Here is a 24,759-nt window from a genome sequence, read left to right on the forward strand (position 1 = left end):
ATTCCCTTCCCTCCTCACGATGAGTGCAGTCGTGGCCAAAGCTCCCACCAAGGCGACCAAGACCGACGCCAAGACGAACAACAAGACGACCAAGACGGACGCAGGCAACATCTATATCGGCGTCGGCGGCTGGACCTTCGAACCGTGGCGCGGGGTGTTCTATCCGGACAAGCTCACCCAGGCGAAGGAGCTGTCCTACGCCGCCTCGAAGCTGACCTCGATCGAGATCAACGGCACCTATTACGGCTCGCAGAAGCCGGAGAGCTTTCGCAAATGGGCCGGCGAAGTGCCCGACGGCTTCATCTTCTCGCTGAAGGGGCCGCGCTTCGCCACCAACCGCCGCGTGCTCGCCGAAGCCGGCGACTCCGTGAAGCGGTTCTACGATTCGGGCGTGCTCGAGCTGAGGGACCGGCTCGGCCCGGTGCTCTGGCAATTCGCGCCGACCAAGAAGTTCGACGGCGCCGATTTCGGCAAGTTCCTCGAGCTGCTGCCGCGCAAGCTCGACGGCCGCGCGCTGCGCCATGTCGTCGAAGTGCGCCACGACAGCTTTTGCGTGCCCGAATTCGTCGCCCTCATTCGCGAGCACGAGGTGCCGGTGGTGTTTGCCGAGCACGGCAAGTATCCGGCGATCGCCGATGTCGCCAGCGACTTCGTCTATGCGCGGCTGCAGAAGGGCAATGACGAATTGAAGACCTGCTATCCGCCGAAGCAGCTCGACGCCTGGGCTAAGCGCTTTCAGGACTGGGCCGGCGGCGGCGAGCCGGACGACCTGCCGAAGGTCGACAAGACAGCGCCGAAGAAGGCGCCGCGCGACGTGTTCGCCTACGTGATCCACGAGGGCAAGGTGCGTGCGCCCGCGGGCGCGATGGAACTGATCGAACGGGTGAAGTGAAGGCTTTAGCGATGGCGAAGGCGAAGCGGCTGTTCACCATCGGCTACGAGCAGACGCCGTCGAAAGCGGTGCTCGACGAGCTTGAGCACGCCGGCGTCAAGCTCCTGGTCGACGTCCGCGCGGTCGCCTCCTCGCGCCGGCCCGGCTTCTCCAAGAGCCAGCTCGCCGCGGGTCTCGACGAGCGCGGCATCGGCTACGTCCATCTGCGCGGCCTCGGCACGCCGAAGAGCGGACGGGAGGCGGCGCGCAGCGGGCAATACGCGCTGCTGCACAAGATCTATTCGGCGCATCTCAAGACGGTGCAGGCGAAGGAAGAGCTCGACGAGCTGTCGGCGCTGGTGAAGAAGTCCGGCCCGGTCTGCATCCTCTGCTACGAGCGCGACCACGAGCACTGCCACCGCCGCTGGATCGCCGAGATCATCGAGGAGCGCGACGGCGTCAAGATCGAGAACCTCGCCGCGCCGCAGGTCTAGCCGCCCTCGCCGGCTACGCTCAACGTCCCCTGCATCATCTGCACACAGGCGCCGCCGACATGCGCCGATATGTTTGCGCCGGCCTGCTTGCGCACGCGGGTCAGCAGCAGGCTCGGCCGGCCCATGTCAAAGCCCTGGCCGACCGTCAGCTTCAGGACGCCGTCACGTAGCGGATCGAGCGCGGCCAGCAGCGCGGCCGCGGCGACCGTGGCGCTGCCTGTGGCCGGGTCCTCGATCAGGCCGCTTGATCCCGAGAAGAACATCCGTGCCTGCAGATCGCACGGCGCCTCCGCGGCCGGGACGTCGCGGGTGTAGAAATACGCGGAGAATGCGCCGTCGCGCGGGAAGAAGCGGCCGAACGCCGCCGCATCCGGCTTTGCCCGTCGCACCGCATCGCGCGATGCGACTTCGAAGACCAGAAATGGAGTTCCGACGCCAACTACCTGCGGTGCCTGGCGATCCGTCCTGACGTCGTCTGCCGTGAGCGAAATCAGGCTCGCGACCTCGCCGGCGGAGAATTGCGCCAGCCGCGACAGCGGCTGCGGCGCGGTCAGCTCGGTGGCAACGACCCTGCCGCCGTCTCGTGTGATGTCGACCGGCACCAGCCCCGCCTTCTCCTCGAACACCAGACGCGGCTTCGGCTCCTTCGCAAGCTGCGCCAGCACGAAGGCGGTACCGACATTGGGATGCCCGGCGAACGGCAGCTCCCTGACCGGCGTGAAGATGCGAACGTTGGCGTCATTGGCCGCATCCTGCGGCGGCAGCACGAAGGTCGTCTCGGAGTAGTTGAACTCGGTCGCGATCGCCTGCATCTGCGCGGTCGACAGTCCCTCGGCGTCGAGCACCACGGCGAGCGGGTTGCCGCCGAAGGCGCGGTCGGTGAAAACGTCGACAGTGATATAGCGCCGCTGCATCGTGCTTGTCCTTGTGCTCCGGTCATCCGCGACCGTTGGCATCATCGTAGCACGGCTGCAATGACGCCCATCAGAGCACTCGGTACAATCCAGCGCGAGCTAGAAGCGAAACAGCTCGCGCGGTGATGCCAGAACACGCGCGCGCTCATCGGCATCAGTGACGAGTTCGTCGAGGAATTTGCGATTCTTCGCATAATTCTGCGTCGCTTCGAACTGCGTGTGCGGCCAGTCGCTGCCCCACAGCAGCCGGTCGACGCCGTAGGCGTTGCGCAGCAGCGGGTAGGCCTGCTTCGCGAATGCCTCGCCGCTCGGACCATTGCGGTATGGCGCCGAGATCTTGACCCAGACATTGCGCGTCGTGCCGAGCTTGAGCACCGACTGGAAACCGGGATCGTCGACGCCGAGTTTTGGATCGGGCAAGGCGAAGTGATCGAGCACGACCTTCACGCCCTGGTCGAGCAGCCTTGGCGCAAGCATCGCGAGGTCCGTCGCGTTGCGCTGGATCTCGACCTGCCAGTCGAGCGTCCTGATCTCTGCCAGCAGCGCCGTCCACTCCGCCGACGTCAGATCCGGCAGCTGCTGGCCGACCAGATTGAGACGGATGCCGGCCACGCCGGCGCGATCGAGTGCGCGAAGCTCGTCCGCCGCGACGGCGGGATCGACCACCGCGATGCCGCGCAGCCGGCCATTGGTCGCCTTCAGGCATTCGACCAGATAGGAATTGTCGATGCCGAGAAAGCTTGGCTGCACCAATACGCCGTTGGTCATGCCGTTCTGGTCGAGCTGCTGCAGATAGAGCGCGAGCGGCGCGTCGTAGTCGGGCGCGTAGCGCCGGCCCGGCGCGAGCTCCAGGCCGCGATGGAAGACGTGGGCGTGGGTATCGATCGCCGGTTGCGGCACCTCAGCCCTCACTCTGCGCGTCAAACCGCCTGCCGACAACGCGGCAACCATCCCCGCGGCAAACCGGCGCCGCGTCAAGCCATGTTGGTCCGATGTCATGGTCATTCCTCATCATCACGCGCGCGCAGCGGTGGCCTGCTCGAAAACCTTGCCGCGGGTTTCCGGCAGCATCAGCACCGCGACCAGCACCAGCGAATAGGCGAAGGCCGCGTCGATCCCGATCGCGGCGCCAAGGCCGATGTGATCGCTGAGATAGCCGACCAGGAAGGGAAATGCGGCGGAGACGATGCGGCCGAAATTGTAGCAGAAGCCGACGCCGGTGCCGCGCACGCCGGCCGGATAGAGCTCACTGAACAGCGCCGCCATGCTGGCGGGAATGCCCGCCGAGAAGAAGCCGAGCGGGAAACCGAGCACCAGCATCTGCGAATTCGACAGCGGCGCGAAGATATAGACCAGCACGGTCACGACGCAGGCGGCGGCGAACAGCGTCACGTTGGCGCGCCGGCCGATCCGGTCGCTGATGATCCCGGAGACCACGCAGCCGCAGAAGAAGGCGACGATGATGACGGCGAGATAGGCGCTGGAGCCGAGCACCGAGAGATGCCGCACTTCGCGCAAATATGTCGGCAGGAACGTCGTCAGCGCCGCATAGCCGCCATGGGCGCCGATGCCGAACAGCCCGCCGATCAAGGTCGAGCGCAGCACGTCGCGGTGGAAGATTCCGGCGAGCGTCGCGAAGAACGGCGGGTCGGCTTGGCGCGATGCGACGCGCGGCGGCTCCTTCAATCCACGCCGGATGTAGAGGATCAGCAGCGCCGGGATCAGGCCGACCGCGAACAGGACGCGCCAGGCGATATCGGCCGGCGCATAGGTGAACACCAGGGCCGAGAGCAGCACTGCCGCGCCCCAGCCGACCGCCCAGGCGCTCTGCACCGCGCCGAGCGCCTTGCCGCGATGTTCGGGCCGAATGATCTCCGCCATCAGCACCGCGCCGCAGGCCCATTCGGCGCCGAAGCCGACGCCCTGAATGGCCTTCAGGACCACGAGCTGGCTGTAGTTCATCGCGAAGGCCGAGGCGAAGGTCGCCAGCGCAAAGGTCGCGACCGTGATCTGCAGCGCCTTCACGCGCCCGAAGCGGTCGCCGAGCGCGCCGCCGAGCCAGCCGCCGAACGCGCCGAAGAACAGCGTGACCGAGCCGAGCAGACCCGCGTCGGCCTTGCTGATCCCGAATGCGGTGATCAGCGCCGGAATGGCGAGGCTGAACATCTGGACGTCGAGCGCGTCGAGGCCCCAGCCGCCAAAACTTGCCCAGAAGGTGCGCCGCTCGAGCGGCGAGCATTCGCTGTACCAGTTCACCATTATTCCTCCCTGAAATGTCTTGTGTTGTTTTATTTGCTTGCCGCGTTCATCTGATCTCGGCGTGGTAGCGGAAGCGGTCCGCCGGCCCGCGAGAGCGGCGCCATTCGATCGGCCGCCGCTCCAGATCGAACGCAAGGCGCTCGATCACGATCAGCGGCGCGTTGGCTTCCAGCCGCAGCAGGCGCGATTGCATCTCGTTCGCGATCTCGACGGTGAGGATTTCATCGGCGGAGACCACGACCTGGCCGCAGCGGTCCTCGTAGAGCGGATACAAGAGATCGCCGAACTCGGCGGTGTCGAGCGACAAGATCGCCTCGAAGCGCGACCTCTCGAGCCAGATCTCCTCGGCAAGCAGCGGCACGTCGTCGATCAGCCGCAGACGCGACAGGCTGATCACGGGCTCGCCGACTGAGATGCGCAGTGCCGACGCCACCGCCGTTGGCGCCGGCATCGCCTTGCGCCGCAGGATGCGGCTTTGCGGCACGCGGCGCTCGCCGCTTTCGGACTGGAAGCGGAAGAAACGGAACAGCGAGGAGTTGAAGCGCGCACGGCGAACGAAGGTACCGCGGCCCTGCTGGCGCTCCAGCACGCCGTCGCGGACCAGTTGATCGATCGCCTTGCGCACGGTGCCGATCGCGACGCCGTAATGCGCGCCGAGCTCGGCCTCCGAGGGGATCAGATCCCCCGGACGCCATTCATTGCGATTGATGCGCGCCGCGAGATCGTCGCGGAGACGCTGGTAGCGCGGCAGGCGGTCGTCGAGGGCTGATGTCATCTAGTCATCTATATGAGTAGATGATATCGAGTCAATCGCTACCCTGATACCTTAGGCGCTTAAAGCGTGGCCTACCCCAATTGCCAGACCGGCACCGGGCGCTCGTAGCCCCGCACCGGGATCTCGCCGCGCGACACGGCGTCCGTGCAGTCGTCGCCGAGCGCATCATGCACGGCAGACGAGATCAGGAATTGCGAGCCGAGCTCCTTGTTGAGCGCCTCGAGCCGCGCGGCAAAGTTCACGGTGTCGCCGATCACGGTGTACTCCTTGCGCCGCGGCGAGCCGATATTGCCAGCGACGACCTCACCAATATGAATGCCGATGCCGATCCGCAGCGGCCAGCTCGACGTTGCATTGGTGCGCTCATTGGCGGCCAGCATCTCGCGCGCGGCGGCGACCGCCTGATGCGCGGCGTCGCCGGTCTCGAACGGCGCACCGAACAGCGCGAGAAAGCCGTCGCCGAGAAACTTGTTCACGATGCCGCCGTGGCGATCGAGGATGTCGACCAGCACCGCGAAGGCGCCGTCGAGCCTGTCCACCACCTCCTGCGGCGAGCGCGTACTCGCCCCCGCGGTGAAGCTGCGGAAATCGACGAACATCACCGCGACGCGGCGGACGTCGCTTCCGGTAGAAGCGCCCTCCGCCATCAGACGTTCGACCACCTGCGGCGAGACGTGCTGGCCGAACAGGTTGGTGATGCGGTCGCGCGCGGTGGCGGCCATAATGCTGGCGCCGAACTGACGCCGCAGCTGCATGCCGACGGTGCCCGCCAGCACGCCCGAGACCAGGATCACCACACTGCGCGCGGCGTGATAGAAGAAATCCGGCGCGGGATCGAGCGTCCCGTCGGGACGATAATACATCGCCATCCAGAACAGCTCGGAGGCCGCAACGAAGCCGGTGAAGGTCGACAGCCAGAAATCCAGCCGCAAGGTCGAGGCGATGATGAAGATGAAATAGACCAGCGGCGCGACCCAGCCGAGCGCCGCGACGGGGCCCATGCTGTCGATATGCAGGGCGAGCGCGACCGTCGGCATCGACGTCTCGATCAGCGCGCCGACATAGCGCCTGATGATCGGTAGGTCGCGCCCCTGCTTCTGGTGCCTGATGATCGCGCTGTGCACCCACAATTCGAACAGGATGAACGGCACCATGACGGAGTAGATATAGGACGGCTTGAAATTGCCGTGCCACACCCGGGCCAGCGCCTCGGGAGCCGCGACGTAGATCGTCGAGGTGATCACCGAGAACGCCACGGCGATGCCGATCAGCACCTTGATGCGCAGCAGCTCGGTGGTCATCACCTCCTGCATCAGGGCGTGATGAAAGTCGGCGGAGACCGTCGTGTCCTGCGTCGTCTTATCGCCGCCCCGCCAGCCAGCCATCGTCATCGCCCCGGTCACCATGCCAGAATGACTCCTTGCTCATACTAGCCTCAATCGAGCGTGCGGCGGAAGCGCGTCACGGCGACGGTCATGGCGAACAGCATCAGGGCAGCCAGCGCAATCGTGTCATATTGCAGATTCGGCATCGCCGCCCCCTTCAGCATGATGGCGCGGACGATGCGGATGAAATGGGTCAGCGGCAGGACCTCGCCGATATATTGAGCCCAGACCGGCATGCCGGCGAACGGAAACATGAAGCCGGAGAGCAGGATACTCGGCAGGAAGAACATCATCGAGAGCTGCATCGCCTGCAGCTGGTTCTGCACGATGGTCGAGAATGTATAGCCGATCGACAGATTGGTGGTGATGAACAGCGTGGTGAGCAGCCCCAGCAATGTGAGGCTGCCGAGCACCGGCACGCCGAACAGCAGCACGCCGATGCCGATGATCAGCCCGGCCTGGATGAAGCCGACCATCACGTAGGGGATGATCTTGCCGAACATCACCTCGACCGGCTTGATCGGCATCGACAGAAGGCTTTCCATGGTGCCGCGCTCGATCTCGCGTGTCACCGACAGTGCGGTGAAGATCAGCATGGTCATGGTGAGAATGGTCCCGACCAGGCCGGGCACGATGTTGAGGCGCGATTCCGCCGCCGGGTTGTAGCGGGCATGGGCGCGGATCTCGAACGGCATTTCGGGCGGATCACCGATGTGCAGGTCGTGTGCCAGCGCGCCCTGCACCAGTGGCCCGAGCGCGCCGAGCGCCGAGCCCGCCGCGACCGGGTCGGTGGCATCGGCCGCGACCAGGAGCGCCGGCTTGTCGCCGCGCCGTACCGCGCGCTCGAAGCCGCGCGGGATCTCAACGCCGAACAGCACCTTGCCGGACTGCAGCAGCTCGTCGAGCTGCTCGACGGTGTGCACCTCGCGCGTGAAGCGGAAATAGGCGGTGTTCTCCATCGCCTTCAGGATCGAGCGTCCGAGGTCGGAATCTTCCTGTAGCAGCACCGCGGTCGGCAGATGCCGCGGCGTGGTGTTGATGGCGAAGCCGAACAACAGGAGCTGCATGACCGGAATGATGATGATCATGGCGAATGACACGCGGTCGCGGCGAAGCTGGATGAACTCCTTGACCAGCATCGCGTAGCTGCGGCGCCAGAAGCCGAACGCCGGCTCCCTCTGCTCGCCATTCCGGATCGTATCCGTCGCACTCATGGCACTTATCCCTGACGATTATCCTTGGAAGTTGTCCTTGGAGCGTCCCATCAGATCAATGAAAACATCCTCGAGCGACGGCTCGCTCGGCTGCCAGCGCCACTTCGAATTGTCGCGATAGGGCGCAATCGCGGCTTCGAGCGCCGCCTTGTCGCGGCCGGAGACGTGCAGGCTGGTGCCGAACGGCGCCACCATGTCGACGCCGGGCTTGCCGGTCAGCTCGGCCATCAGGCCGTTGAAATCCTCGCCGGTGACCGTCCAGGTCGACAGCCCGGACTTCGCGATCACTTGGTCCACGGTGCCATGCGCCAGCAGATGGCCATAGGCGATGTAGGCGATCTCGTGGCAGCGCTCGGCCTCGTCCATGTAGTGGGTCGAGACCAGCACGGTGAGGCCCTCGGCGGCAAGCGCGTGGATCTCGTTCCAGAAATCGCGCCGCGCCTTGGGATCGACGCCGGCGGTCGGCTCGTCGAGCAGCAGCAATTGCGGATTGGGCAGCGTGCAGGCGCCGAGCGCGAGCCGCTGCTTCCAGCCGCCGGACAGCTCGCCGGCGAGTTGTTCCTCGCGGCCCTTCAGCCCGATCCGCGCGATCATGTCGGCTGCGGCGCGGCGCGCGTCCGGCATGCCATAGAGCCGCCCGACGAACTCCAGATTCTCGCGCACCGAGAGATCCTGGTAGAGGCTGAAGCGCTGCGTCATGTAGCCGACCTTGCGCTTGATCTTGTCGGCATCGCGCCGGATGTCGTAGCCGAGGCAGGTGCCCTCGCCGCTGTCGGGCGTCAGCAGGCCGCACAGGATGCGGATGGTGGTGGTCTTGCCGCTGCCGTTGGGACCGAGGAAGCCGTAGATCTCGCCGCGCTTGACCTGCATCGACAGGTCGTGGACCACCTCGCGTCCACCAAACGACTTGGTCAGGCCCTTCACATCGATGGCGATGGACGATGCGTCGGACCGCGGACTGGTCGAACCGCCGTTCATCTGCGGTCCGCCGCCGCCATCGGCGTCTTGGGGTTGAGGTAGATGCTGATCGGCTGGCCGACGCGTAAACTATCGGGCCGGCTCGGCCGCGCCTGGATCAGGTAGACCAGCTTGTTGCGCTCATCGAGGCTGTAGATGACCGGCGGCGTGTACTCCGCGGTGGTGGCGATGAAATAGATCTTGGCGGTGAGATCGGCGGCGCAATTGTCGCACGTCACCCGCACCTCGTCGCCGAGCGCGAGCTTCGGCAGCTCGGTCTCCGGCACGAAGAAGCGCAGCTTCATGTTGCCGGGCGGCATGATCGACAGCACCGGCCGCTGCGCCTGCACCATCTCGCCCTCGCGAAAATAGATCTGCTGGATCGAGCCCGCAATCGGCGCAAAGCCCTTGCGGCGGTCGAGCCGCGTCTGCGAGGTCACGACGCGTGCCTCCGCAACCCGCAGCGCCGAGACCGCGGAATCGAGGTTGGCTTGGGTGCCGGCGCCGGTGCCGCGCAGCGAGGCGGCGCGGTCGTAGCTCTGCTTGGCATTGGCCAGGGTCGCGTTGTTCTGGTTGAGATCGGCGCGCTGCAGATCGTCGTCGACCGAATAAAGCAGATCGCCGGGCTTGACCTCGTCGCCCTCTCGCACGTTGAGCTTGATGACGCGGCCGGACTCATCGGGGCTGACGAAGATCATGTCGGCCTCGACCCAGCCCTGGAAGCCGGGATCGCGCTTCTCCTTGCAACCGGCCAGCGCCGCCGCCAGCGCGACGACGGCCACGAGCTTCATGATGCGCGACGCGCTCATGTCTTCCTCCGTTCGCCGAAAATCAGATCGAGGTGAACCTTGAACATCGCGAGCCCATCGAGCGGCGCGTGCCGCGCGAACAGGCTGTGCCAGATCACCGCGACGATCGCGGGCGCCACCACCAGCTGCGGGAAATCGCTGAGTTCGCGGTGCTTGATCTCGCCGCGCGTGATTGCGAGCTGGACCAGCGCCTTCATGCCGGTCAGGCCCTTCGACACCACCTCGCGGAAATAGAAATCGGCGATGGCCGGAAAGCGCGGCCCTTCCGAGACGATCAGGCGGATGATGTCGCCGCGCCGGGTCGACACGACCTCGCGGATGAAGGTCTCGGCAAACCCCTCCACCGCGTCGCGCACCGGACCGGTGATGGTCGGCAGCGCGGTCATGCGGCTGATCAGCGGCACCAGCGCGGTGCGGATCAGCTCCTCGAACATCGTCTCCTTGTCCTTGAAGTAGAGATAGAGCGTGCCCTTGGCGACGCCCGCCCGCTTGGCGACATCGTCGAGCCGGGTCGCGGCAAAGCCGCGGGCGATGAACTCATCCATCGCCGCCTCGATGATCGCAGCGCGCCGCTCCGCCGATTTCTCGGCACGGTTCGAGGCGGGCTTGACCTCAGGCAGTTTTGCCGAGGTCACCTTCGGGGCCCTCGCCGCGGCGGCCCGGATCGTGGTCCGGCGTTTGGTCGGCTGGGTGCGGGTCGTGTTTCCGGTGCGCTTTGTCATGGCCACAATATGACTGACTGGTCAGTCATTGTCAATCCGATATGAGGTAACGCGTTCCCTTACGAAAGGTTGCTGGCCGCCGGCTTGAGCGCGATCAAATCACCACGCGTTCTTCGTCATTCCGGGGCTCGCGAAGCGAGAGCCCGGAATCCATTGAGCCGCAGAACTCCTGGATGATTGGATTCCGGGCTCGACGCTGCGCGTCGCCCCGGAATGACGGCGGGAAGCGGTATCGCGCTACGTGTGAAACTTCAGCCCGTCGAGAATCTTGTCGACCACCTTGCGCTCGGCGCGGAAAGCGAGACCGACCAAATTGAGGTCGGTGCGCGCCACCGCCTTCACGACCTCGCGGTTGGCCGCATCATGCGTGGTTTTGAACATGTCCTCGGTGTAGAGCGCCGGCTTCACGTCGCGCGCCAGCGCGCGCTCCAGCGCCCGCGACAGCTGCGCACGGTCGGCGCCGTAGATCAGGATCGGCTGGCCGATCAAAGAGAGATATTGCGTCCCCGAGCCGTCCTCGTAGTTCTCGCCGATGCATTCGGGAAAGGAGGCTGCGATGCCACCGGCAAGAAACGACGCCACGTTGAGCTTCTGCCAGACTTCCAGGTCGGTGCGGATCACGACCGCGATCTTGGTGTCGAACTGCATGGCGGTAAATCTATCCGCAGGCCGATAGCCAACACCAGCCCTGACGGCGCATCCCTCGCCTGCCCGTCAGACGCCAACGTTCGTTTCCTGCAAGGCTTACGCGCGGCCAACCGTCGCCGCTATTCCTGTAGTCCGCCCCTAGCCCTTGGCGTCGCAGGCCCAGGCGCGGATCACGCATTCCTTGCCGCCAAACTCGTAGCACTTCCTGGTCGCGGCGTTGAGCGAGCTCGAGATCTTCGGCGCCACCGCATAGCCATGGGCGCCGCAGGGATTCTTCATGTCGATCGAGAGCGCGGCGCAGGCGCGCTTCATGGTGACGGTGGTGCAATCGCCCTTGCACTGCTTCAGCGCCGCGGCGCGCGCCGCGCCTTCCGCGGGATAATCGTAGGCCTGGCCATAGGCCCCGCACTTTCCGACCGCGAACGCGCCGGCCGCGCGCGCCTTGGGGATGAAGTTTTCCACGGAGAAACGCGTGGCCCCGAGCAGCAATGTCAGGACAAGTATCGTCAGCGCGCGGCGCTGCGCGGCGGCGGTCGAAATGATCAAGTGGAAATCCCCCAAAGTCCGGCGCGGACTTTACGCAGGGGTCGTTGCCAGATGGTGAATGACGGGTTGATGGCAGGACGCCGCTCAATCCGTTCGTCGTCCCGGCGAAGGCCGGGACCCATAACGACCGAACGCTGCTGTGGGCGAAGCAGCGGCCCCAGCCGCGCAAGACAATCCGCATTTGTGGTTATGGGTCCCGGCTCGCGCTTCGCTTGGCCGGGACGACAGCGGATGGATAGAGCGTGCAGGGTGAGCGAAGGCGTGCCCTATCCGTTCGTCGTCCCGGCGAAAGCCGGGACCCATAACCACCGAACGCTGTTGTGGGCGAAGCAGCGGCCCAAGCCGCGCAAGACAATCCGCATTTGTGGTTATGGTCCCGGCTCGCGCTTCGCTTGGCCGGGACGACGCGGATAATCCTAGCCCTGCCGCGCGGCTTCCAGCGCCTGCGGCGTGTCGATGTCGAGGAAGGCGCTGTTGCCTTCGACCGGGACTTCGGCGACCACTTCGGCATGCTTGGCGATCAGATGACGAGCGCCGATGTCGCCGTCGAGCGTCATCAGCTCCTTGAAGAAGCGCCGTGACCACAGCACCGGATTGCCGCGGCGGCCCTCGCTGACCGGCACCGCGATCAGATGGCCGCGGTCCGGCGCGAAGGTTTCGATCAAGCGGTCGATCAATTGTGCATCGATCAGCGGCATGTCGCCGAGGCAGACGATCGCGCCGTCGGCGCTGTCTGACACCGCGGAGATGCCCGCCTTCACGGAGCTCGCGAGCCCACCGGCGAAATCCGGGTTGCGCACGAACTTGACCTTGAGTCCATCGAGCGCCTGCTCGACCAGGTCGGCCTGATGCCCGGTGACGACGATCACCTCCGAGGCCTTCGAGGCCAGCGCCTGCTCGGCGACGATGCGCGCGAGCTTCTTGCCGTCGAGCTCGGCAAGCAGCTTGTTGGGTCCACCCATCCGGGTCGAGCGGCCGGCGGCGAGCACGATCGCCGCGACGTTGCGGTTGCCTTCGGTGTCCGGCACGGTGCGCGGCTGCGGCCGCGTCACGATCTCCATCAACAGCCCGCCGACGCCCATGCCGGTGAGATCCGACCGCGTCACCTTGATACCGGCGAGCAGCCGCATCAGCACCCAGTCGAAACCATTCTCGACCGGCGAGCGCGCGCAGCCCGGCGCACCCAGCACCGGCACGCCGCCGGCGCTGCCGATCAGCAGCAGATTGCCGGGATCGACCGGCATGCCGAAATGCTCGACGGCGCCGCCGATCTCCGTGATCGCGGCCGGGATGACGTCGCGGCGGTCGGCGATTGCGGATGCGCCGAACACGATGACGAGCTCGGCGCCGAGCCCAAGCAATTCCTTGATCGACGCGGCGAGCACGGTCTCGTCATGCGGCACGCGGCGCTCGGCGATGATGGTGGCGCCGGCCGGCGCGAGGCGTTCGGCGGTGACGCGCAGCGTCTTGTCGATCACCTTCGGCGCGAGGCCCGGCAGCAGGGTCGAGACCACGCCGACCTTCTTGATCACGTAAGGCGCGATCCGCAGCGTATCCTTGCCGGCCACCGCGACGGCGGCATCGCGCAGCCGACCCTCGACGCCGAACGGGATCAGCTTGACGGTCGCGATCATCTCGCCCTCGACCACCGGCTTGAACGCCGAAAGCGTCGCGAAGGTGATCGCTTCGTCGACGCCATTGATGCGATCGACCGCGGCACGGTCGACCACCAGCACGCCGGGACGCGCCGCGAACAGATTGGCGCGGCCGGTGAAAGCACGCTCGACATTGACGCCCTCGCCCGCCACCGCCTGCGCGATGCTGGCAGCGGCGACGTCTTCGGAGACGTCGCCGTCCTCGAGCCGCACCACGACAACGTCCTTGACGCCGGCCCTGGTCAGCGCATCGACTTCCTCAGGGCCGATCGTGGTGCCCTTCTTGAGCACCAGCGAACCCTGGCGGAGCGTATGCACGGTGACGCCGCCAATCGCGTCGGCCGGATTGGCGGGACCGAATTTCATGCCGCTTCTTCTTTTTCTTTGGGAGGCAAACGCAGCTGCGCGGTGATCTCGGCCATGATCGCGACCGCGATCTCCGACGGCGACACGGCGCCGATGTCGAGCCCGATCGGCGCGTGGATGCGCGCGATGTCGCTGTCCTTGGCGCCCTGCGCACGCAGCCGCTCGGCACGCTTGGCATGGGTCTTCCGCGAGCCCAGCGCGCCGATATAGAAGCAGTCGCGGTCGAAGGCGTGCAGCAACGCCGGATCGTCGATCTTCGGATCATGCGTCACCGCGACGAACGCGGTGTAGTGATCGACATTGAGCGGCGGCAGCGCGACGTCGGGCCATTCGGCGACCAGCGGCACGTCGGGGAAGCGCTCGGGGCTTGCGAACGCCGTGCGCGGATCGACCACCGTCACGTCATAGTCGAGCGAGCGCGCCAGCGGCGCCAGGGCCTGGCTGATATGGACCGCGCCGATGATCACGAGCTTTGCGGTCGGCGCGTAGACGTTGAGGAACAGCTTCTTGCCTGCGACCTCGACATTGCCGCTCTTGCCCATTCGAAGCTGCTTGGCGAGCTCGGCGCGCAGCGGATCGGCGGCGATGTCCGCGGCCTTGACCAGGCGCTGCTCGCCATTGGCGGTGTCGGTGACGATGATGACCGGGCGGCGCGCGGCGCGCTCGGCGTTGAGTTCTTTCAATATCTCGAGCTTCACGGCTAGCCGACCTTCTCGACGAAGACGCGGATGGTGCCGCCGCACGACAGGCCGACATTCCAGGCGGTCTCGTCGGCGACGCCGAATTCGAGCATCTTGGGCTGGCCGCTCGCGATCACATCGAGCGCCTCGGTGACGACGGCGCCCTCGACGCAGCCGCCGGAGACTGACCCTAGGAACGTGCCGTCGTCATTGATGACGAGGCTGGAGCCGGCCGGGCGCGGCGCCGAGCCCCAGGTCTCGACCACGGTAGCGAGCGCCACGCCATGGCCCTGCTTCTGCCAGGTCTCGGCGGCCTGAAGGATGTCTTCGTCGCGGTTGAGCATGGTGGCCTCCTGCTATCGGGTCAGGCTTCTTAGGCTACAGAACGGATCAGGCTGCGGTGGTGCGCCGGCGGCGGGGATGACAGCGCCCCGATCAAGCCCTTGATGGACGTCAAGTTATGCACCGGGCGAAATTCGTCAACGTGGGGCAACATCATTTTGATGCCCTGCGCCTTGGCCTCGAAGCCGGAGTAGCGCAGCAGCGGGTTGAGCCAGATCAGGCGGCGGCAGGAGCGGTGCAAACGGTCCATTTCGAAGGCCAGTTTGGCATCCGCCTCCCGTTCTAGTCCATCGGATATAAGGAGGACGATGGCGCCCTGCCCGAGCACCCGGCGGGCCCAGAGCTGATTGAAGGTGTGCAGCGAGGTCGCGATCCGGGTCCCGCCGGCCCAGTCCTCGACCGAGGACGAGCAGCTCGCCAGCGCCTCGTCGGGGTCACGCGCCCGTAACGCGCGCGTCACATTGGTCAGGCGGGTGCCGAACAGGAACACCGAGACCCGCTTGCGGGCATCGGTGATGGCATGCAGGAAGTGCAGGAACAGGCGGGTGTACTCGCTCATCGAGCCCGAGATATCGAGCAGCGCCACGATCGGCGCCGGCTTCTCGATCCGGCCGAGCTTCCTGATATCGATGATCTCGCCGCCGGTGCGCAGCGAATTGCGCACGGTGCGGCGCATGTCGAGCCGCAGGCCGCGCGCGTCGGGCTGATAGCGGCGGGTGACCAGCTCGGCCTGCGGCAGACGCATCTTGGCGATCTCGCGCGTCACCTCGGCGATCTCGGCCGCGGTCATCTGCGCAAAATCCTTCTTCTGCAGGATCTCCTTGTCGGAGACCGAGAGCTTCAGCTCCTGCTCCTGGGCCTGTGGGCGCTCCTCGCTCTTGGCCGGCTGCGCCATCGCCTCCTGGACCCGGCGCGAGGCCGGCGGTGGCTTCTTCTTGGCGTGGTCCGGCAGCGGCACCGAATCCAGCATGCTCTTCCACTCCTCGGCGGCGCGGAAGAACAGCATGAAGGCCTGACGGAAGATCAGCGCGTGCTCATGGCGCTTGACGAAGATCGCCTCCAGCGTGGCGTAGAAATCGAGGCGATTGCCGACCTCGATCAGCTGCAGCGCATCGAGCGCATCGATCACCGAGCCCGGCCCGACCGGGAGCCCGGCGGCCCGCAGCGCACGGGCGAAGCCGATCACGTTGTCGGCCATGTGGCCGGTCGGGGGATTGAGGTGGTTGATCGCCATTTTCTGCTCGATCCATCAGCCACGTCATTCCGGGATGCGCCGTCAGGCGCAGGCTCGGAATCCATAACCACGACCGCGAGTATGGATTCCGGGCTCGCGCTGCGCGCGCCCCGGAATGACGGACGCAAAATGCAACGCGCGACCTACGTCTCGCTCGTCGCTTCCTTCAATGTCTTCTGCAACGCATCGCCCTGCATGCGCGCGATGTCGTCCTGGTACTTGAGCAGCGCGCCCAACGTGTCGCCGACCACCTGCGGCGTCAGCGAGCGGGCGTCGAGCTCGGACAGCGCGGTCGCCCAGTCGATGGTCTCGGCGACACCAGGCGACTTGTAGAAATCCTGGCTACGCAGCGCCTGCACGAAGCGCACGACCTGCTGCGACAGTTTTGCGGAGATGTTCGGCACCCGCGACTTGACGATCGCGAGCTCGCGCTCGGCCGAGGGATAATCCACCCAGTGATAGAGGCAGCGCCGCTTCAGTGCGTCGTGGATCTCGCGGGTGCGGTTCGAGGTGATGATCACGATCGGCGGCGCCGGCGCCTTCACGGTGCCGAGCTCGGGGATGGTGACCTGGAAGTCGCTGAGGATCTCCAACAGATACGCCTCGAACGCCTCGTCGGCGCGGTCGAGCTCGTCGATCAAGAGCACCGGCGGGCCGGCGACATCGGGCTCGAGCGCCTGCAACAGCGGTCGCTTGATCAGGAAGCGCTCGGCGAAGATGTCGCTGGCGAGCTGGTCGCGATCGGTATCACCGGAGGCTTCCGCCAGCCGGATCGCGATCATCTGCGCCGCGCTGCTCCACTCATAGACGGCGGAGGCGACGTCGAGGCCCTCATAGCATTGCAGGCGGATCAGCTTGCGGCCGAGCGCCGCCGACAGCACCTTGGCGATCTCGGTCTTGCCGACGCCGGCCTCGCCTTCGAGGAACAGCGGCCGGCCCATGCGCAGCGCGAGATAGGTGACGGTCGCGAGCGACCGCTCGGCGAGATAGCCGCGCGAGGTCAACAGCTCCTCGAGCGCATCGACGGAAGTGGGTAACGCCGATGCACTCATGGAACAGCCAGTCTTCGAACAGAGGTCAGCAAGGTCACGCGTGAAATCTAGTCCTTGGGATCCAGTTCCGATCTAGTCCCTTGGATCTAGTCCTTGGATTTAGTCCTTGGCGTTGGCGGCTTCCACCGCGCGGCGCGTCAAGACGCCGATCAGGTGGGCGCGGTATTCCGCGCTGCCGTGCAGGTCGCTGTTCAGCCCTTCGGCGGGAACCGCGATGCCGTCGAGCACCTTGTGCGAGAAGCGCTTCTTCAAGGCCTCCTCGAACGCGGTGGCGCGGAACACGCCGTCGGAGCCCGCGCCGGTGACCGCGACGCGGACGTCGGACGGACGCTTCGCCACGAACACACCGACCAACGCATAGCGCGAGGCCTGGTTGCGGAACTTGATGTAGGCCGCCTTCTTCGGCACCGGGAACATCACCTTGGTGATGATCTCGTCGGCCTCTAGCGCGGTCGAGAACAGGCCCTGGAAATACTCCTCGGCCTTCAGGCGGCGCTTGTTGGTGACGATGGTCGCGCCCAGCGCCAGCACCGCCGCCGGATAGTCCGCGGTCGGGTCGTTGTTGGCGAGCGAGCCGCCGATGGTACCGCGGTGGCGGACAGCGGGATCGCCGATCAGGCCGGCCAGTTCGGCCAGCGCCGGGATCGCCTCACCGACGATCGCGGAGTTCGCGACCTCGGCGTGCTTGGCGGTGGCGCCGATCACCAGCGAGCGGCCCTTCATCTCGATCGTGTCGAGACCTTCGATATGGGAGAGATCGACCAGATGCGGCGGGCTCGCGAGCCGCTGCTTCATGACCGGCACCAGCGTGTGACCGCCGGCGATCAGCTTGGCGTCCTCGTTCTTCACCAGGAGGTTGGCGGCCTGCCGCACGGTGCCGGGACGGTGATATTTGAATTCGTACATTGGCGAAATTCCTGGGAATGTCCTGATCGCGGTCGCGATGAATTGCTGACTAGCCGTGGTCGACTTGTTAGGCGAGGTCCGACTTGGCCATCGCCTTGGCGCCGGCGGCGATCGAGGCCACGATGTTCTGGTAGCCTGTGCAGCGGCACAGATTGCCTTCCAGCTCCTCGCGGATCACTTCATCGCTGAGCTCGTGGCCCTTGCGATGGACCAGGTCGACCGCGGTCATGATCATGCCCGGCGTGCAGAAGCCGCACTGCAGGCCGTGATGCTCGCGGAAGGCTTCCTGCATCGGATGCAGCGGTGCGCCGTCGGCCGCCAAGCCCTCGATGGTCTTGACCTCATGACCGTCGGCCATCACCGCGAGCGTGGTGCAGGACTTCACCGCCTTGCCGTCCAGGTGCACGACGCAGGCGCCGCACTGCGAGGTGTCGCAGCCGACATGGGTGCCCGTCAGGCGCAGGTTTTCGCGCAAAAACTGGACCAGAAGGGTACGGGGGTCGACATTGGCGTTCACGGGGTTGCCGTTCACGATCATTGAAATCTTGGCCATCAGCACTCTCTTATCTGCGCCACCGCATATCGGCGAAGCAGGCGGTTTAAAATCATTCCAGACGGCATAATATGGGCGCGCCCCGCGATGGGCAACCTTTGGAGCCACCCATCCAGGACATAGCGGGAAGCCTTGGCCGGACCCAGATAGTCCAACCGGAAAGCAGGCCTAACCCTGCACCGCCTTTGCAAAATTTGCAAAGAATTCATCGGCCAGCTTCTTGGCGGCGCCGTTGATCAGGCGCTGGCCGAGCTGGGCGAGCTTGCCGCCGATCTGCGCCTCCACGTTGTAGCTCAGAAGCGTGCCGCCATCCTTGTCGGCGAGGCCGACGGTGGCGCCGCCCTTGGCGAAGCCGGCGACCCCGCCCTCGCCTTCCCCCGAGATCTTGTAGCCGTTCGGCGGATCGAGATCGCTCAAGGTAACCTTGCCCTTGAAGCGGGCCGACACCGGGCCGACCTTCATTTTCGCGGTGGCGCGGAAGCCGCCCTCGTCGGTCTTCTCCAGCTCTTCGCAGCCGGGAATGCAGGCCTTCAACACTTCGGGATCGTTGAGCTTGTCCCACACAGCCTGGCGCGGCGCTGCAAGCTGGACTTCGCCGGTCATCGTCATGGCCATGGGGACCTCCTCGATCGCAAGAACCTTTTCTCCCAAGTAAAGCAGCCCGGGCGCAAAGGAAAGGCCACCTTGGGAGGATGAGCGATGCATATTCGCAACCGCAGCAAGCCAAGCGCTTCGTTCACGAAATCGCGCGGTCCGCTTGCCGAATATGACGGCAGCGCAGGGGCATTGGCAGCGACGCGCAGGAGTGGTTAGGTCGCGCGCCATGAGCACAGCCCTCTCCCCCCTGCTTGCGCCGATGCTGTCGAGCGCCGCGATGCGCGCGGTGTGCGACGACGCCGCCACCCTGCAGAAGATGCTGGATTTCGAGGCGGCGCTGGCCCGCGCCGAAGTGGCCTGCGGCGTGATTCCCGCAGCCAGCGCGGGACCGATTGCCGCGGCCTGCAAGGCCGAATCATTCGACCTCGCCGCGCTGGCCGATGCCGCGACGCGATCGGGCAATCTGGCGATCCCGCTGGTCAGGGCCCTGACCGCTGACGTCGCCAAGGCGGATGCCGAGGCGGCGCGCTATGTGCATTGGGGCGCGACCAGCCAGGACGTCATCGACACGGCGACCATGCTGTCGCTGCGCGCCGGCATCGATGCGCTGCTTGCCGACCTCGACCGCGCCGTTGCAGGCTTTGCCGGGCTCGCACGCGTCAACCGCGACACCGCAATGGTGGCACGGACCTGGCTGCAGCACGCGCTGCCGATGCCGTTCGGCCTCAAGCTCGCCGAATATGCCGCGTCGCTGCATCGCTCGCGCAAGCGCTTGCTGCGCCTGCGCCGCGAAACCCTGGCACTGCAGTTCGGCGGCGCCGCGGGGACGCTCGCCGCGCTCGGCGACAAGGGCCTCGCGGTCGCGGCAGCCCTCGCGAAAGAGCTCGACCTGCCCCTGCCCGACGCGCCCTGGCACACCCATCGCGACCGCATCGCGGAGGCGGCGTCCGTGTTCGCAATCCTCGCCGGCAGCTGCGGCAAGATCGCGCGCGACATTTCGCTGATGATGCAGACCGATGTCGGCGAGGCCTTCGAGCCTGCCGGCGCCGGCCGCGGCGGCTCCTCCACCATGCCGCACAAGCGCAATCCGGTGGCGGCCGCAAGCGCGCTGGGCGCCGCGACCATGGCGCCGAACCTCGCTGCCACGATCTTCGCCGCGCAGGTGCAGGACCATGAGCGCAGCGCCGGTCCCTGGCATGCGGAATGGCCGACCTTGCCGGGCCTGATGCTGGTGACCTCGGGCGCGCTCGCCGCGACCGTCGATCTCGCCGAAGGATTGGAAGTCGATGCGGCGCGGATGCGCGTCAACCTCGATGCGACGCATGGGCTGATCATGGCGGAAGCCGTCACCTTTGCCCTTGCCGACAAGATCGGCAAGAGCGACGCCCATCATCTGATCGAGGCTGCCAGCAAGAAAGCGGTCGCGGAGAAGAAGCATCTGCGCGACGTGCTGTCGGTGGATGCCAAGGTCACGGCGCATCTCGACGACAAGCGAATCGCAGAATTGTTCGAGCCGATGGCCTATCAGGGCGCCTCGCAGGCGCTGATCGACCGGCTGCTGGCTTCACTGGATGACAAGTAGCGACGGCGTGAAGCAACGACGCGCTTCGCCGCACATGACGAGGGGGACAACATAATGCCGATGATCAACGCCGACGGATGCCTGCTCAACGTCCAGGTCGATGGCCGCGACGGCGGACCGACCGTGATGCTGTCGAACTCGCTCGGCTGCACCTTGCAGATGTGGGAGCCGCAGATGAAGGCGCTGACGCAGATGTTCCGCGTCATCCGCTACGACCGCCGCGGCCACGGCAAATCCGGCGTGCCGGCCGGCCCCTACTCGATGGAGCGGTTCGGCCGCGACGTGCTGGCGATCCTCGACGACCTCAACATCGAGAAGGTGCATTGGTGCGGCCTGTCGATGGGCGGCATGGTCGGGCAATGGCTCGGCGCCAACGCTCCTGAAAGATTCGGCAAGATCATCCTCGCCAACACCGCCTGCTATTATCCCGATCCGACCAACTGGCTGAACCGCATCAAGGCGGTGAAGGAAGGCGGCATCGCCGCGGTCGCCGACACCGTGATCGCGGGCTGGCTGACCGCTGACTTCCGCGAGCGCGAACCGGAAACCACGGCGCGCATGAAGGCGATGCTGCTCGCCTCTCCCGTCGAGGGCTATCTCGCCTGCTGCGAGGCGCTGTCGACGCTCGACCAGCGCGCCCTGCTGCCTGGGATCAAGAGCCCGACGCTGGTGATCGCAGGCAAGCAGGACATGGCGACGCCGGTGTCGGCGGGTGAAATGATCCGCAGCGGCATTCCCGGCGCCAGCATGACGCTGCTCGATGCCGCGCACATCTCCAATGTCGAGCAGTCGCACGCCTTCACCGAAGCCGTGGTCGGCTTCCTGACGCAACGGTAACCGCAAGAGCGTCATTGCGAGGAGCGAAACGACGAAGCAATCCACGTCTCCGCCAGCGGCGAAATGGATTGCTTCGGTCGCAATGACGAGGAGGAACTTCAATGGACGATAATCAGCGCCGCAACGACGGCATGACCCAGCGCCGCAAGGTGCTGGGCAATGAATGGGTCGACAAGTCGATCAAGAACCGCAATGCGTTCAACACCGACTTCCAGGACCTGATCACGCGCTACGCCTGGGGTGACATCTGGACCCGGCCGCATTTCGATCACCGCACCCGCCGCGTGCTCGTGATCGGCACCATGGTCGCGCTCGGCCAGTGGGACGAATTCCGCCTGCATGTGCGCGCCGCACTCAGCGAAGGCGACTTCACGCCCGACGACATCAAGGAGATCCTGCTGCAGCAGGCGATCTATTGCGGCGTGCCCGCGGCTAATCACGCCGTCAAGGAAGCCGGCGCGATCATTGCCGAGCTAGGGCTGCTGAAGGGATAGCCCGCTCGCCGGCGCCCCCGCCTCGACGGCAGGAGTCACGGCAGCTCGCTTCGGCGAGGTCTCGAACAGCATCACGATCGCGGTGCCGAGCAGCATCAGAAGCTCGGATGCATGCATCCGCATCGCTTCGATCTCGCCGACCTTGGAGGCCATCATCATGCTGGCGAAGCTCAGCACGCTGCCGAGGCAGAGCGCCACCGCAAGCGCCTCGTCGGCGCCGCTGCTGTTTCTGCGCAGCGGCGAGAACGCGGCCATCGCGAGGAACACCGCGAAGAACGCCACCACCGTGATCCGCGCCAGCGCCAACAGCCATGCGAGCCGCACCGTCGCCATCTTGCCGAGGTGCAAATAGTCGCTCGCATACAGCGCGATCGACACGCTCGGCCGCTCATAGAGGCCGTGGATCGGCGACACCATGATGCTGAACGCGATGATGGTCCAGACCGGAATGAAATAGGCCGCAAGCAGGGCGCCGTTGAAGGAGCTGATCCGCCAGTTGTTCGACATTGCCGCTTCCCGTGGTTCCAGCGCCGTTTGGATTGGCGACGGTTCAGCGTGCGAGGTAACGCCGATCGATTGCCGGCAGCAATTTAAACCCTTTGTTAAGGTTAAGCGCGGTGCGATGGTCCGGGATCGATGCGATCGGGCACGGCCAATATCCGCGCCGGCCAGCATAATGGGGGTAAAATGACTGAAAGAACCCGTATTTTCGTCGCAACGCCCTGCTTCGGCGGCGATCTGAAGATGGCCTATGTGTTGTCAGTTCTGAAGCTTCAGGCTGCGGCCACGGCCCGGGGCATCGACATCGTGTTCCATCTGATCGGAAACGAATCGCTGATCGTGCGCGCCCGGAACGAGCTGGCCCACCAATTCCTCGCCTCCGGCGCCAGCCATCTCCTGTTCATCGATGCCGACATCGGGTTCGAGCCCGAGTCTGTGTTCCGGCTGCTCGACTGCGGCGCCGACGTCTCGGCCGCGGCCTATCCACTCAAGCACATCGATTGGGAAAAGGTGCAACGGGCCGCGGACGCCAAGCGCAAGAACCTCGCCTCATCCTCACTGGACTACGTCGTCACATGGGCGGGCGACCAGATCACGGCGCGCGGCGATGGCTTTGCCAAAGTCCGATATGCAGGAACCGGCTTCCTGATGATGAAACGATCTGCCCTCGTCCGGCTGTGCGACGCTCACCCCGAACTGAAATATCGGGCGAACCACAAGAGCAACGATCTGAACACCGGCAATCTGGTTCGCGCTGACCTCGACCGCGTGTCGCTGTTCGAATGCATGATCGACAAGACGACCGGCGAATATCTGTCCGAAGACTACGCATTCTGCCGGCGCTGGATCGATCTCGGCGGCGAGATCTGGCTCGACCTGCGCAGCGAACTGACGCATTTCGGCTCATACGCCTTCCGCGGCCGCTTCGCCGATCAATTGGCCTGAACGACAGCGGCAAAAACAAATCGACTGGGCCTCGCTGCGTGGCGAGACCCTTTTTGTTGCAACTGCTCAATTGCCCAGCTGCTCACACCGGCCCGGATCCTGCGGCGCTGAGCTTCCGACCCGGGCTCTGGTTGCTCATTCTCTTATCAAGCTGGGGACAACACGTGCATCGGGACCGCAGCTGCTCCGGGAACACGGGTTCCGGCGTGATCATTGCAAGGCAACTGGGTCTCGGCCCCTGTGACATCGGAAGCGCACCCGCCAAAGTAGTTATGTACAAGGCCCTTTCTGCTGCTGCCATGCTGTTGCCGCCGCCGGGGTTCCGCTGTTAGAAAATACCGCGACGCGACGGACCAGGCTGCCGGGGGCCCTCGCCGCGTCAACCGCGACGTAGCGTTTTCGAGCGAAGTGGAGACCGGTTCGCGTGAAGACAACGCGTCCAAATCAAACCGAGAGCCCGTTCGGTTCTCAACCGAACAGGCTCTGACGGCAGCGCATGGATTATTTCGCCCAGCAACTGATCAACGGCCTCGTGCTCGGTTCGATCTACGGCCTGATCGCCATCGGCTACACGATGGTCTACGGCATCGTCGGCATGATCAACTTCGCCCATGGCGACATCTTCATGATCGGCGGCTTCATCGCAATGATCTCGTTCCTGGTGCTGGTGTCGCTCGGCCTCACCGCGATCCCGCTGATCCTGCTGATCGTGCTGCTGGTCTCGATGGTGATCACCGCGCTCTATGGCTGGACCATCGAACGCATCGCCTACCGGCCGCTGCGCCACTCGTTCCGCCTCGCGCCGATGCTGTCGGCGATCGGCATGTCGTTCGTGCTGACCAATTTTTCGCAGGTGTCGCAGGGCGCGAGGGTCAAGCCGGTGCCGCCGATCATCACCGGCGGCTACACGCTGCATGAAGGCTCCGAAGGCTTCGCCGTCCAGCTCTCCAACATCCAGATCGTGGTCGTGCTCGCGACCATCGTACTGCTCGCGCTGTTCACCTGGCTGGTCTCGCGCACCCGGCTCGGGCGCGACATGCGCGCCTGCGAGCAGGACCAGACCATGGCCGCACTGCTCGGCGTCGACGTCGACCGTACCATCTCGATGACCTTCGTGATCGGCGCCGCGCTCGCCGCCGTCGCCGGCATGATGTACCTGCTGTATTACGGGCTGGTCGATTTCTTCATGGGCTTCGTCGCCGGCATCAAGGCGTTCACCGCCGCGGTGCTCGGCGGCATCGGCTCGTTACCGGGCGCGATGCTCGGCGGGCTCGCGATCGGCCTGATCGAGACGTTCTGGTCGGCCTATTTCTCGGTGGAGTACAAGGACGTCGCCGCGTTCTCGATCCTGATCGTGGTGCTGATCTTCATGCCGACCGGCCTGCTTGGCCGTCCCGAAGTCGAAAAAGTCTGACAGGCAC

General features: G+C 65.5%; 27 protein-coding genes. 7 read left to right on the forward strand and 20 right to left on the reverse strand.

Annotated features, from left to right (window positions below; all coding sequences use genetic code 11):
- The first annotated feature begins 31 nt into the window (after positions 1-31).
- Positions 32-892, forward strand: coding sequence for a DUF72 domain-containing protein (locus tag CK489_RS33555; RefSeq protein WP_245350589.1), 861 nt, complete (start codon positions 32-34; stop codon positions 890-892).
- An 11-nt stretch (positions 893-903) separates the two neighbouring features.
- Entirely contained in the window at positions 904-1,365 is a 462-nt protein-coding gene (locus CK489_RS33560; protein WP_095735317.1) for a DUF488 domain-containing protein, read from the forward strand.
- On the opposite strand, the gene CK489_RS33565 is transcribed toward CK489_RS33560, so the two are convergent.
- The 19 genes from CK489_RS33565 to CK489_RS33655 all read right to left on the reverse strand — a co-directional run bounded on the left by CK489_RS33565 (position 1,362) and on the right by CK489_RS33655 (position 18,997).
- On the reverse strand, positions 1,362-2,279 hold the full coding sequence (locus tag CK489_RS33565) for a PhzF family phenazine biosynthesis protein (protein WP_095735318.1): 918 nt from the start codon (positions 2,277-2,279) through the stop codon (positions 1,362-1,364). The two genes, CK489_RS33560 and CK489_RS33565, sit on opposite strands and share 4 nt — an antisense overlap.
- 99 nt (positions 2,280-2,378) lie before the next feature.
- Positions 2,379-3,278, reverse strand: a complete 900-nt coding sequence (locus CK489_RS33570; RefSeq protein WP_095735319.1) for an amidohydrolase family protein — start codon at positions 3,276-3,278, stop codon at positions 2,379-2,381.
- Positions 3,279-3,293: 15 nt separating this feature from the next.
- The gene (locus tag CK489_RS33575; protein WP_095735320.1) at positions 3,294-4,538 is read right to left on the reverse strand and encodes an MFS transporter; all 1,245 of its coding nucleotides are present in this window, start codon (positions 4,536-4,538) and stop codon (positions 3,294-3,296) included.
- Between the two features lie 46 nt (positions 4,539-4,584).
- The gene (locus tag CK489_RS33580) at positions 4,585-5,313 is read right to left on the reverse strand and encodes a GntR family transcriptional regulator (protein WP_095735321.1); all 729 of its coding nucleotides are present in this window, start codon (positions 5,311-5,313) and stop codon (positions 4,585-4,587) included.
- 71 nt (positions 5,314-5,384) lie between these two features.
- Entirely contained in the window at positions 5,385-6,704 is a 1,320-nt protein-coding gene (locus CK489_RS33585; RefSeq protein WP_502694162.1) for an adenylate/guanylate cyclase domain-containing protein, read from the reverse strand.
- A 44-nt stretch (positions 6,705-6,748) separates the two neighbouring features.
- Positions 6,749-7,912, reverse strand: a complete 1,164-nt coding sequence (locus tag CK489_RS33590; RefSeq protein ID WP_095735322.1) for an ABC transporter permease — start codon at positions 7,910-7,912, stop codon at positions 6,749-6,751.
- A gap of 18 nt (positions 7,913-7,930) precedes the next feature.
- Positions 7,931-8,890, reverse strand: coding sequence for an ABC transporter ATP-binding protein (locus CK489_RS33595; RefSeq protein WP_095735323.1), 960 nt, complete (start codon positions 8,888-8,890; stop codon positions 7,931-7,933).
- The gene (locus CK489_RS33600; protein WP_095735324.1) at positions 8,887-9,678 is read right to left on the reverse strand and encodes an HlyD family secretion protein; all 792 of its coding nucleotides are present in this window, start codon (positions 9,676-9,678) and stop codon (positions 8,887-8,889) included. The genes CK489_RS33595 and CK489_RS33600 overlap by 4 nt, the downstream gene beginning before the upstream one ends.
- Complete coding sequence (locus tag CK489_RS33605) at positions 9,675-10,400, reverse strand: TetR/AcrR family transcriptional regulator (protein WP_095735325.1); 726 nt, start codon at positions 10,398-10,400, stop codon at positions 9,675-9,677. Before CK489_RS33605 ends, CK489_RS33600 begins: the two co-directional genes overlap by 4 nt.
- 237 nt (positions 10,401-10,637) lie before the next feature.
- Positions 10,638-11,048 (reverse strand): DUF2000 family protein, encoded by a 411-nt coding sequence (locus tag CK489_RS33610; RefSeq protein WP_050629205.1) that lies wholly within the window; start codon positions 11,046-11,048, stop codon positions 10,638-10,640.
- Positions 11,049-11,186: 138 nt separating this feature from the next.
- On the reverse strand, positions 11,187-11,537 hold the full coding sequence (locus tag CK489_RS33615; protein ID WP_050422346.1) for a DUF4189 domain-containing protein: 351 nt from the start codon (positions 11,535-11,537) through the stop codon (positions 11,187-11,189).
- A gap of 473 nt (positions 11,538-12,010) precedes the next feature.
- Positions 12,011-13,615 carry an NTP transferase domain-containing protein gene (locus tag CK489_RS33620; protein WP_095735327.1) on the reverse strand — a complete coding sequence of 535 codons (1,605 nt, stop codon included), beginning with the start codon at positions 13,613-13,615 and terminating at the stop codon, positions 12,011-12,013.
- The gene (locus CK489_RS33625; RefSeq protein ID WP_050629204.1) at positions 13,612-14,313 is read right to left on the reverse strand and encodes an XdhC family protein; all 702 of its coding nucleotides are present in this window, start codon (positions 14,311-14,313) and stop codon (positions 13,612-13,614) included. Before CK489_RS33625 ends, CK489_RS33620 begins: the two co-directional genes overlap by 4 nt.
- Positions 14,314-14,315: 2 nt before the next feature.
- Positions 14,316-14,639: an XdhC family protein gene (locus CK489_RS33630; RefSeq protein ID WP_021077800.1), complete on the reverse strand. Its 324-nt coding sequence runs from the start codon at positions 14,637-14,639 to the stop codon at positions 14,316-14,318.
- A gap of 29 nt (positions 14,640-14,668) precedes the next feature.
- The gene (locus tag CK489_RS33635; RefSeq protein ID WP_198961090.1) at positions 14,669-15,871 is read right to left on the reverse strand and encodes a vWA domain-containing protein; all 1,203 of its coding nucleotides are present in this window, start codon (positions 15,869-15,871) and stop codon (positions 14,669-14,671) included.
- A gap of 143 nt (positions 15,872-16,014) precedes the next feature.
- On the reverse strand, positions 16,015-16,923 hold the full coding sequence (locus CK489_RS33640) for an AAA family ATPase (RefSeq protein ID WP_074128121.1): 909 nt from the start codon (positions 16,921-16,923) through the stop codon (positions 16,015-16,017).
- Positions 16,924-17,022: 99 nt separating this feature from the next.
- Complete coding sequence (locus CK489_RS33645; protein WP_050422266.1) at positions 17,023-17,829, reverse strand: FAD binding domain-containing protein; 807 nt, start codon at positions 17,827-17,829, stop codon at positions 17,023-17,025.
- 67 nt (positions 17,830-17,896) lie between these two features.
- Positions 17,897-18,382 carry a (2Fe-2S)-binding protein gene (locus CK489_RS33650; protein ID WP_016840414.1) on the reverse strand — a complete coding sequence of 162 codons (486 nt, stop codon included), beginning with the start codon at positions 18,380-18,382 and terminating at the stop codon, positions 17,897-17,899.
- A gap of 168 nt (positions 18,383-18,550) precedes the next feature.
- Positions 18,551-18,997, reverse strand: coding sequence for an SRPBCC family protein (locus CK489_RS33655; RefSeq protein ID WP_016840413.1), 447 nt, complete (start codon positions 18,995-18,997; stop codon positions 18,551-18,553).
- A gap of 208 nt (positions 18,998-19,205) precedes the next feature.
- Here CK489_RS33655 and CK489_RS33660 point away from each other — a divergent pair, with 208 nt between their 5' ends.
- From CK489_RS33660 to CK489_RS33670, 3 genes are all read left to right on the forward strand, one after another.
- Positions 19,206-20,561, forward strand: a complete 1,356-nt coding sequence (locus CK489_RS33660) for a 3-carboxy-cis,cis-muconate cycloisomerase (RefSeq protein ID WP_095735329.1) — start codon at positions 19,206-19,208, stop codon at positions 20,559-20,561.
- Positions 20,562-20,615: 54 nt separating this feature from the next.
- Positions 20,616-21,398, forward strand: a complete 783-nt coding sequence (gene pcaD / locus CK489_RS33665) for a 3-oxoadipate enol-lactonase (protein ID WP_095735330.1) — start codon at positions 20,616-20,618, stop codon at positions 21,396-21,398.
- A 101-nt stretch (positions 21,399-21,499) separates the two neighbouring features.
- Positions 21,500-21,892 (forward strand): carboxymuconolactone decarboxylase family protein, encoded by a 393-nt coding sequence (locus tag CK489_RS33670; RefSeq protein ID WP_050629198.1) that lies wholly within the window; start codon positions 21,500-21,502, stop codon positions 21,890-21,892.
- Here CK489_RS33670 and CK489_RS33675 read toward each other — a convergent pair.
- Positions 21,872-22,399: a hypothetical protein gene (locus CK489_RS33675; protein ID WP_050629197.1), complete on the reverse strand. Its 528-nt coding sequence runs from the start codon at positions 22,397-22,399 to the stop codon at positions 21,872-21,874. The genes CK489_RS33670 and CK489_RS33675 overlap by 21 nt on opposite strands.
- Positions 22,400-22,579: 180 nt before the next feature.
- Here CK489_RS33675 and CK489_RS33680 point away from each other — a divergent pair, with 180 nt between their 5' ends.
- Both CK489_RS33680 and CK489_RS33685 read left to right on the forward strand, forming a co-directional pair.
- Positions 22,580-23,338 carry a hypothetical protein gene (locus CK489_RS33680; protein WP_095735331.1) on the forward strand — a complete coding sequence of 253 codons (759 nt, stop codon included), beginning with the start codon at positions 22,580-22,582 and terminating at the stop codon, positions 23,336-23,338.
- A 496-nt stretch (positions 23,339-23,834) separates the two neighbouring features.
- Positions 23,835-24,752 (forward strand): ABC transporter permease subunit, encoded by a 918-nt coding sequence (locus CK489_RS33685; RefSeq protein ID WP_050629195.1) that lies wholly within the window; start codon positions 23,835-23,837, stop codon positions 24,750-24,752.
- Positions 24,753-24,759: the final 7 nt, after the last annotated feature.

Origin of the sequence: Bradyrhizobium sp. UFLA03-84 (assembly GCF_002289535.1) — a bacterium.
GTDB classification, from domain to species: domain Bacteria; phylum Pseudomonadota; class Alphaproteobacteria; order Rhizobiales; family Xanthobacteraceae; genus Bradyrhizobium; species Bradyrhizobium viridifuturi.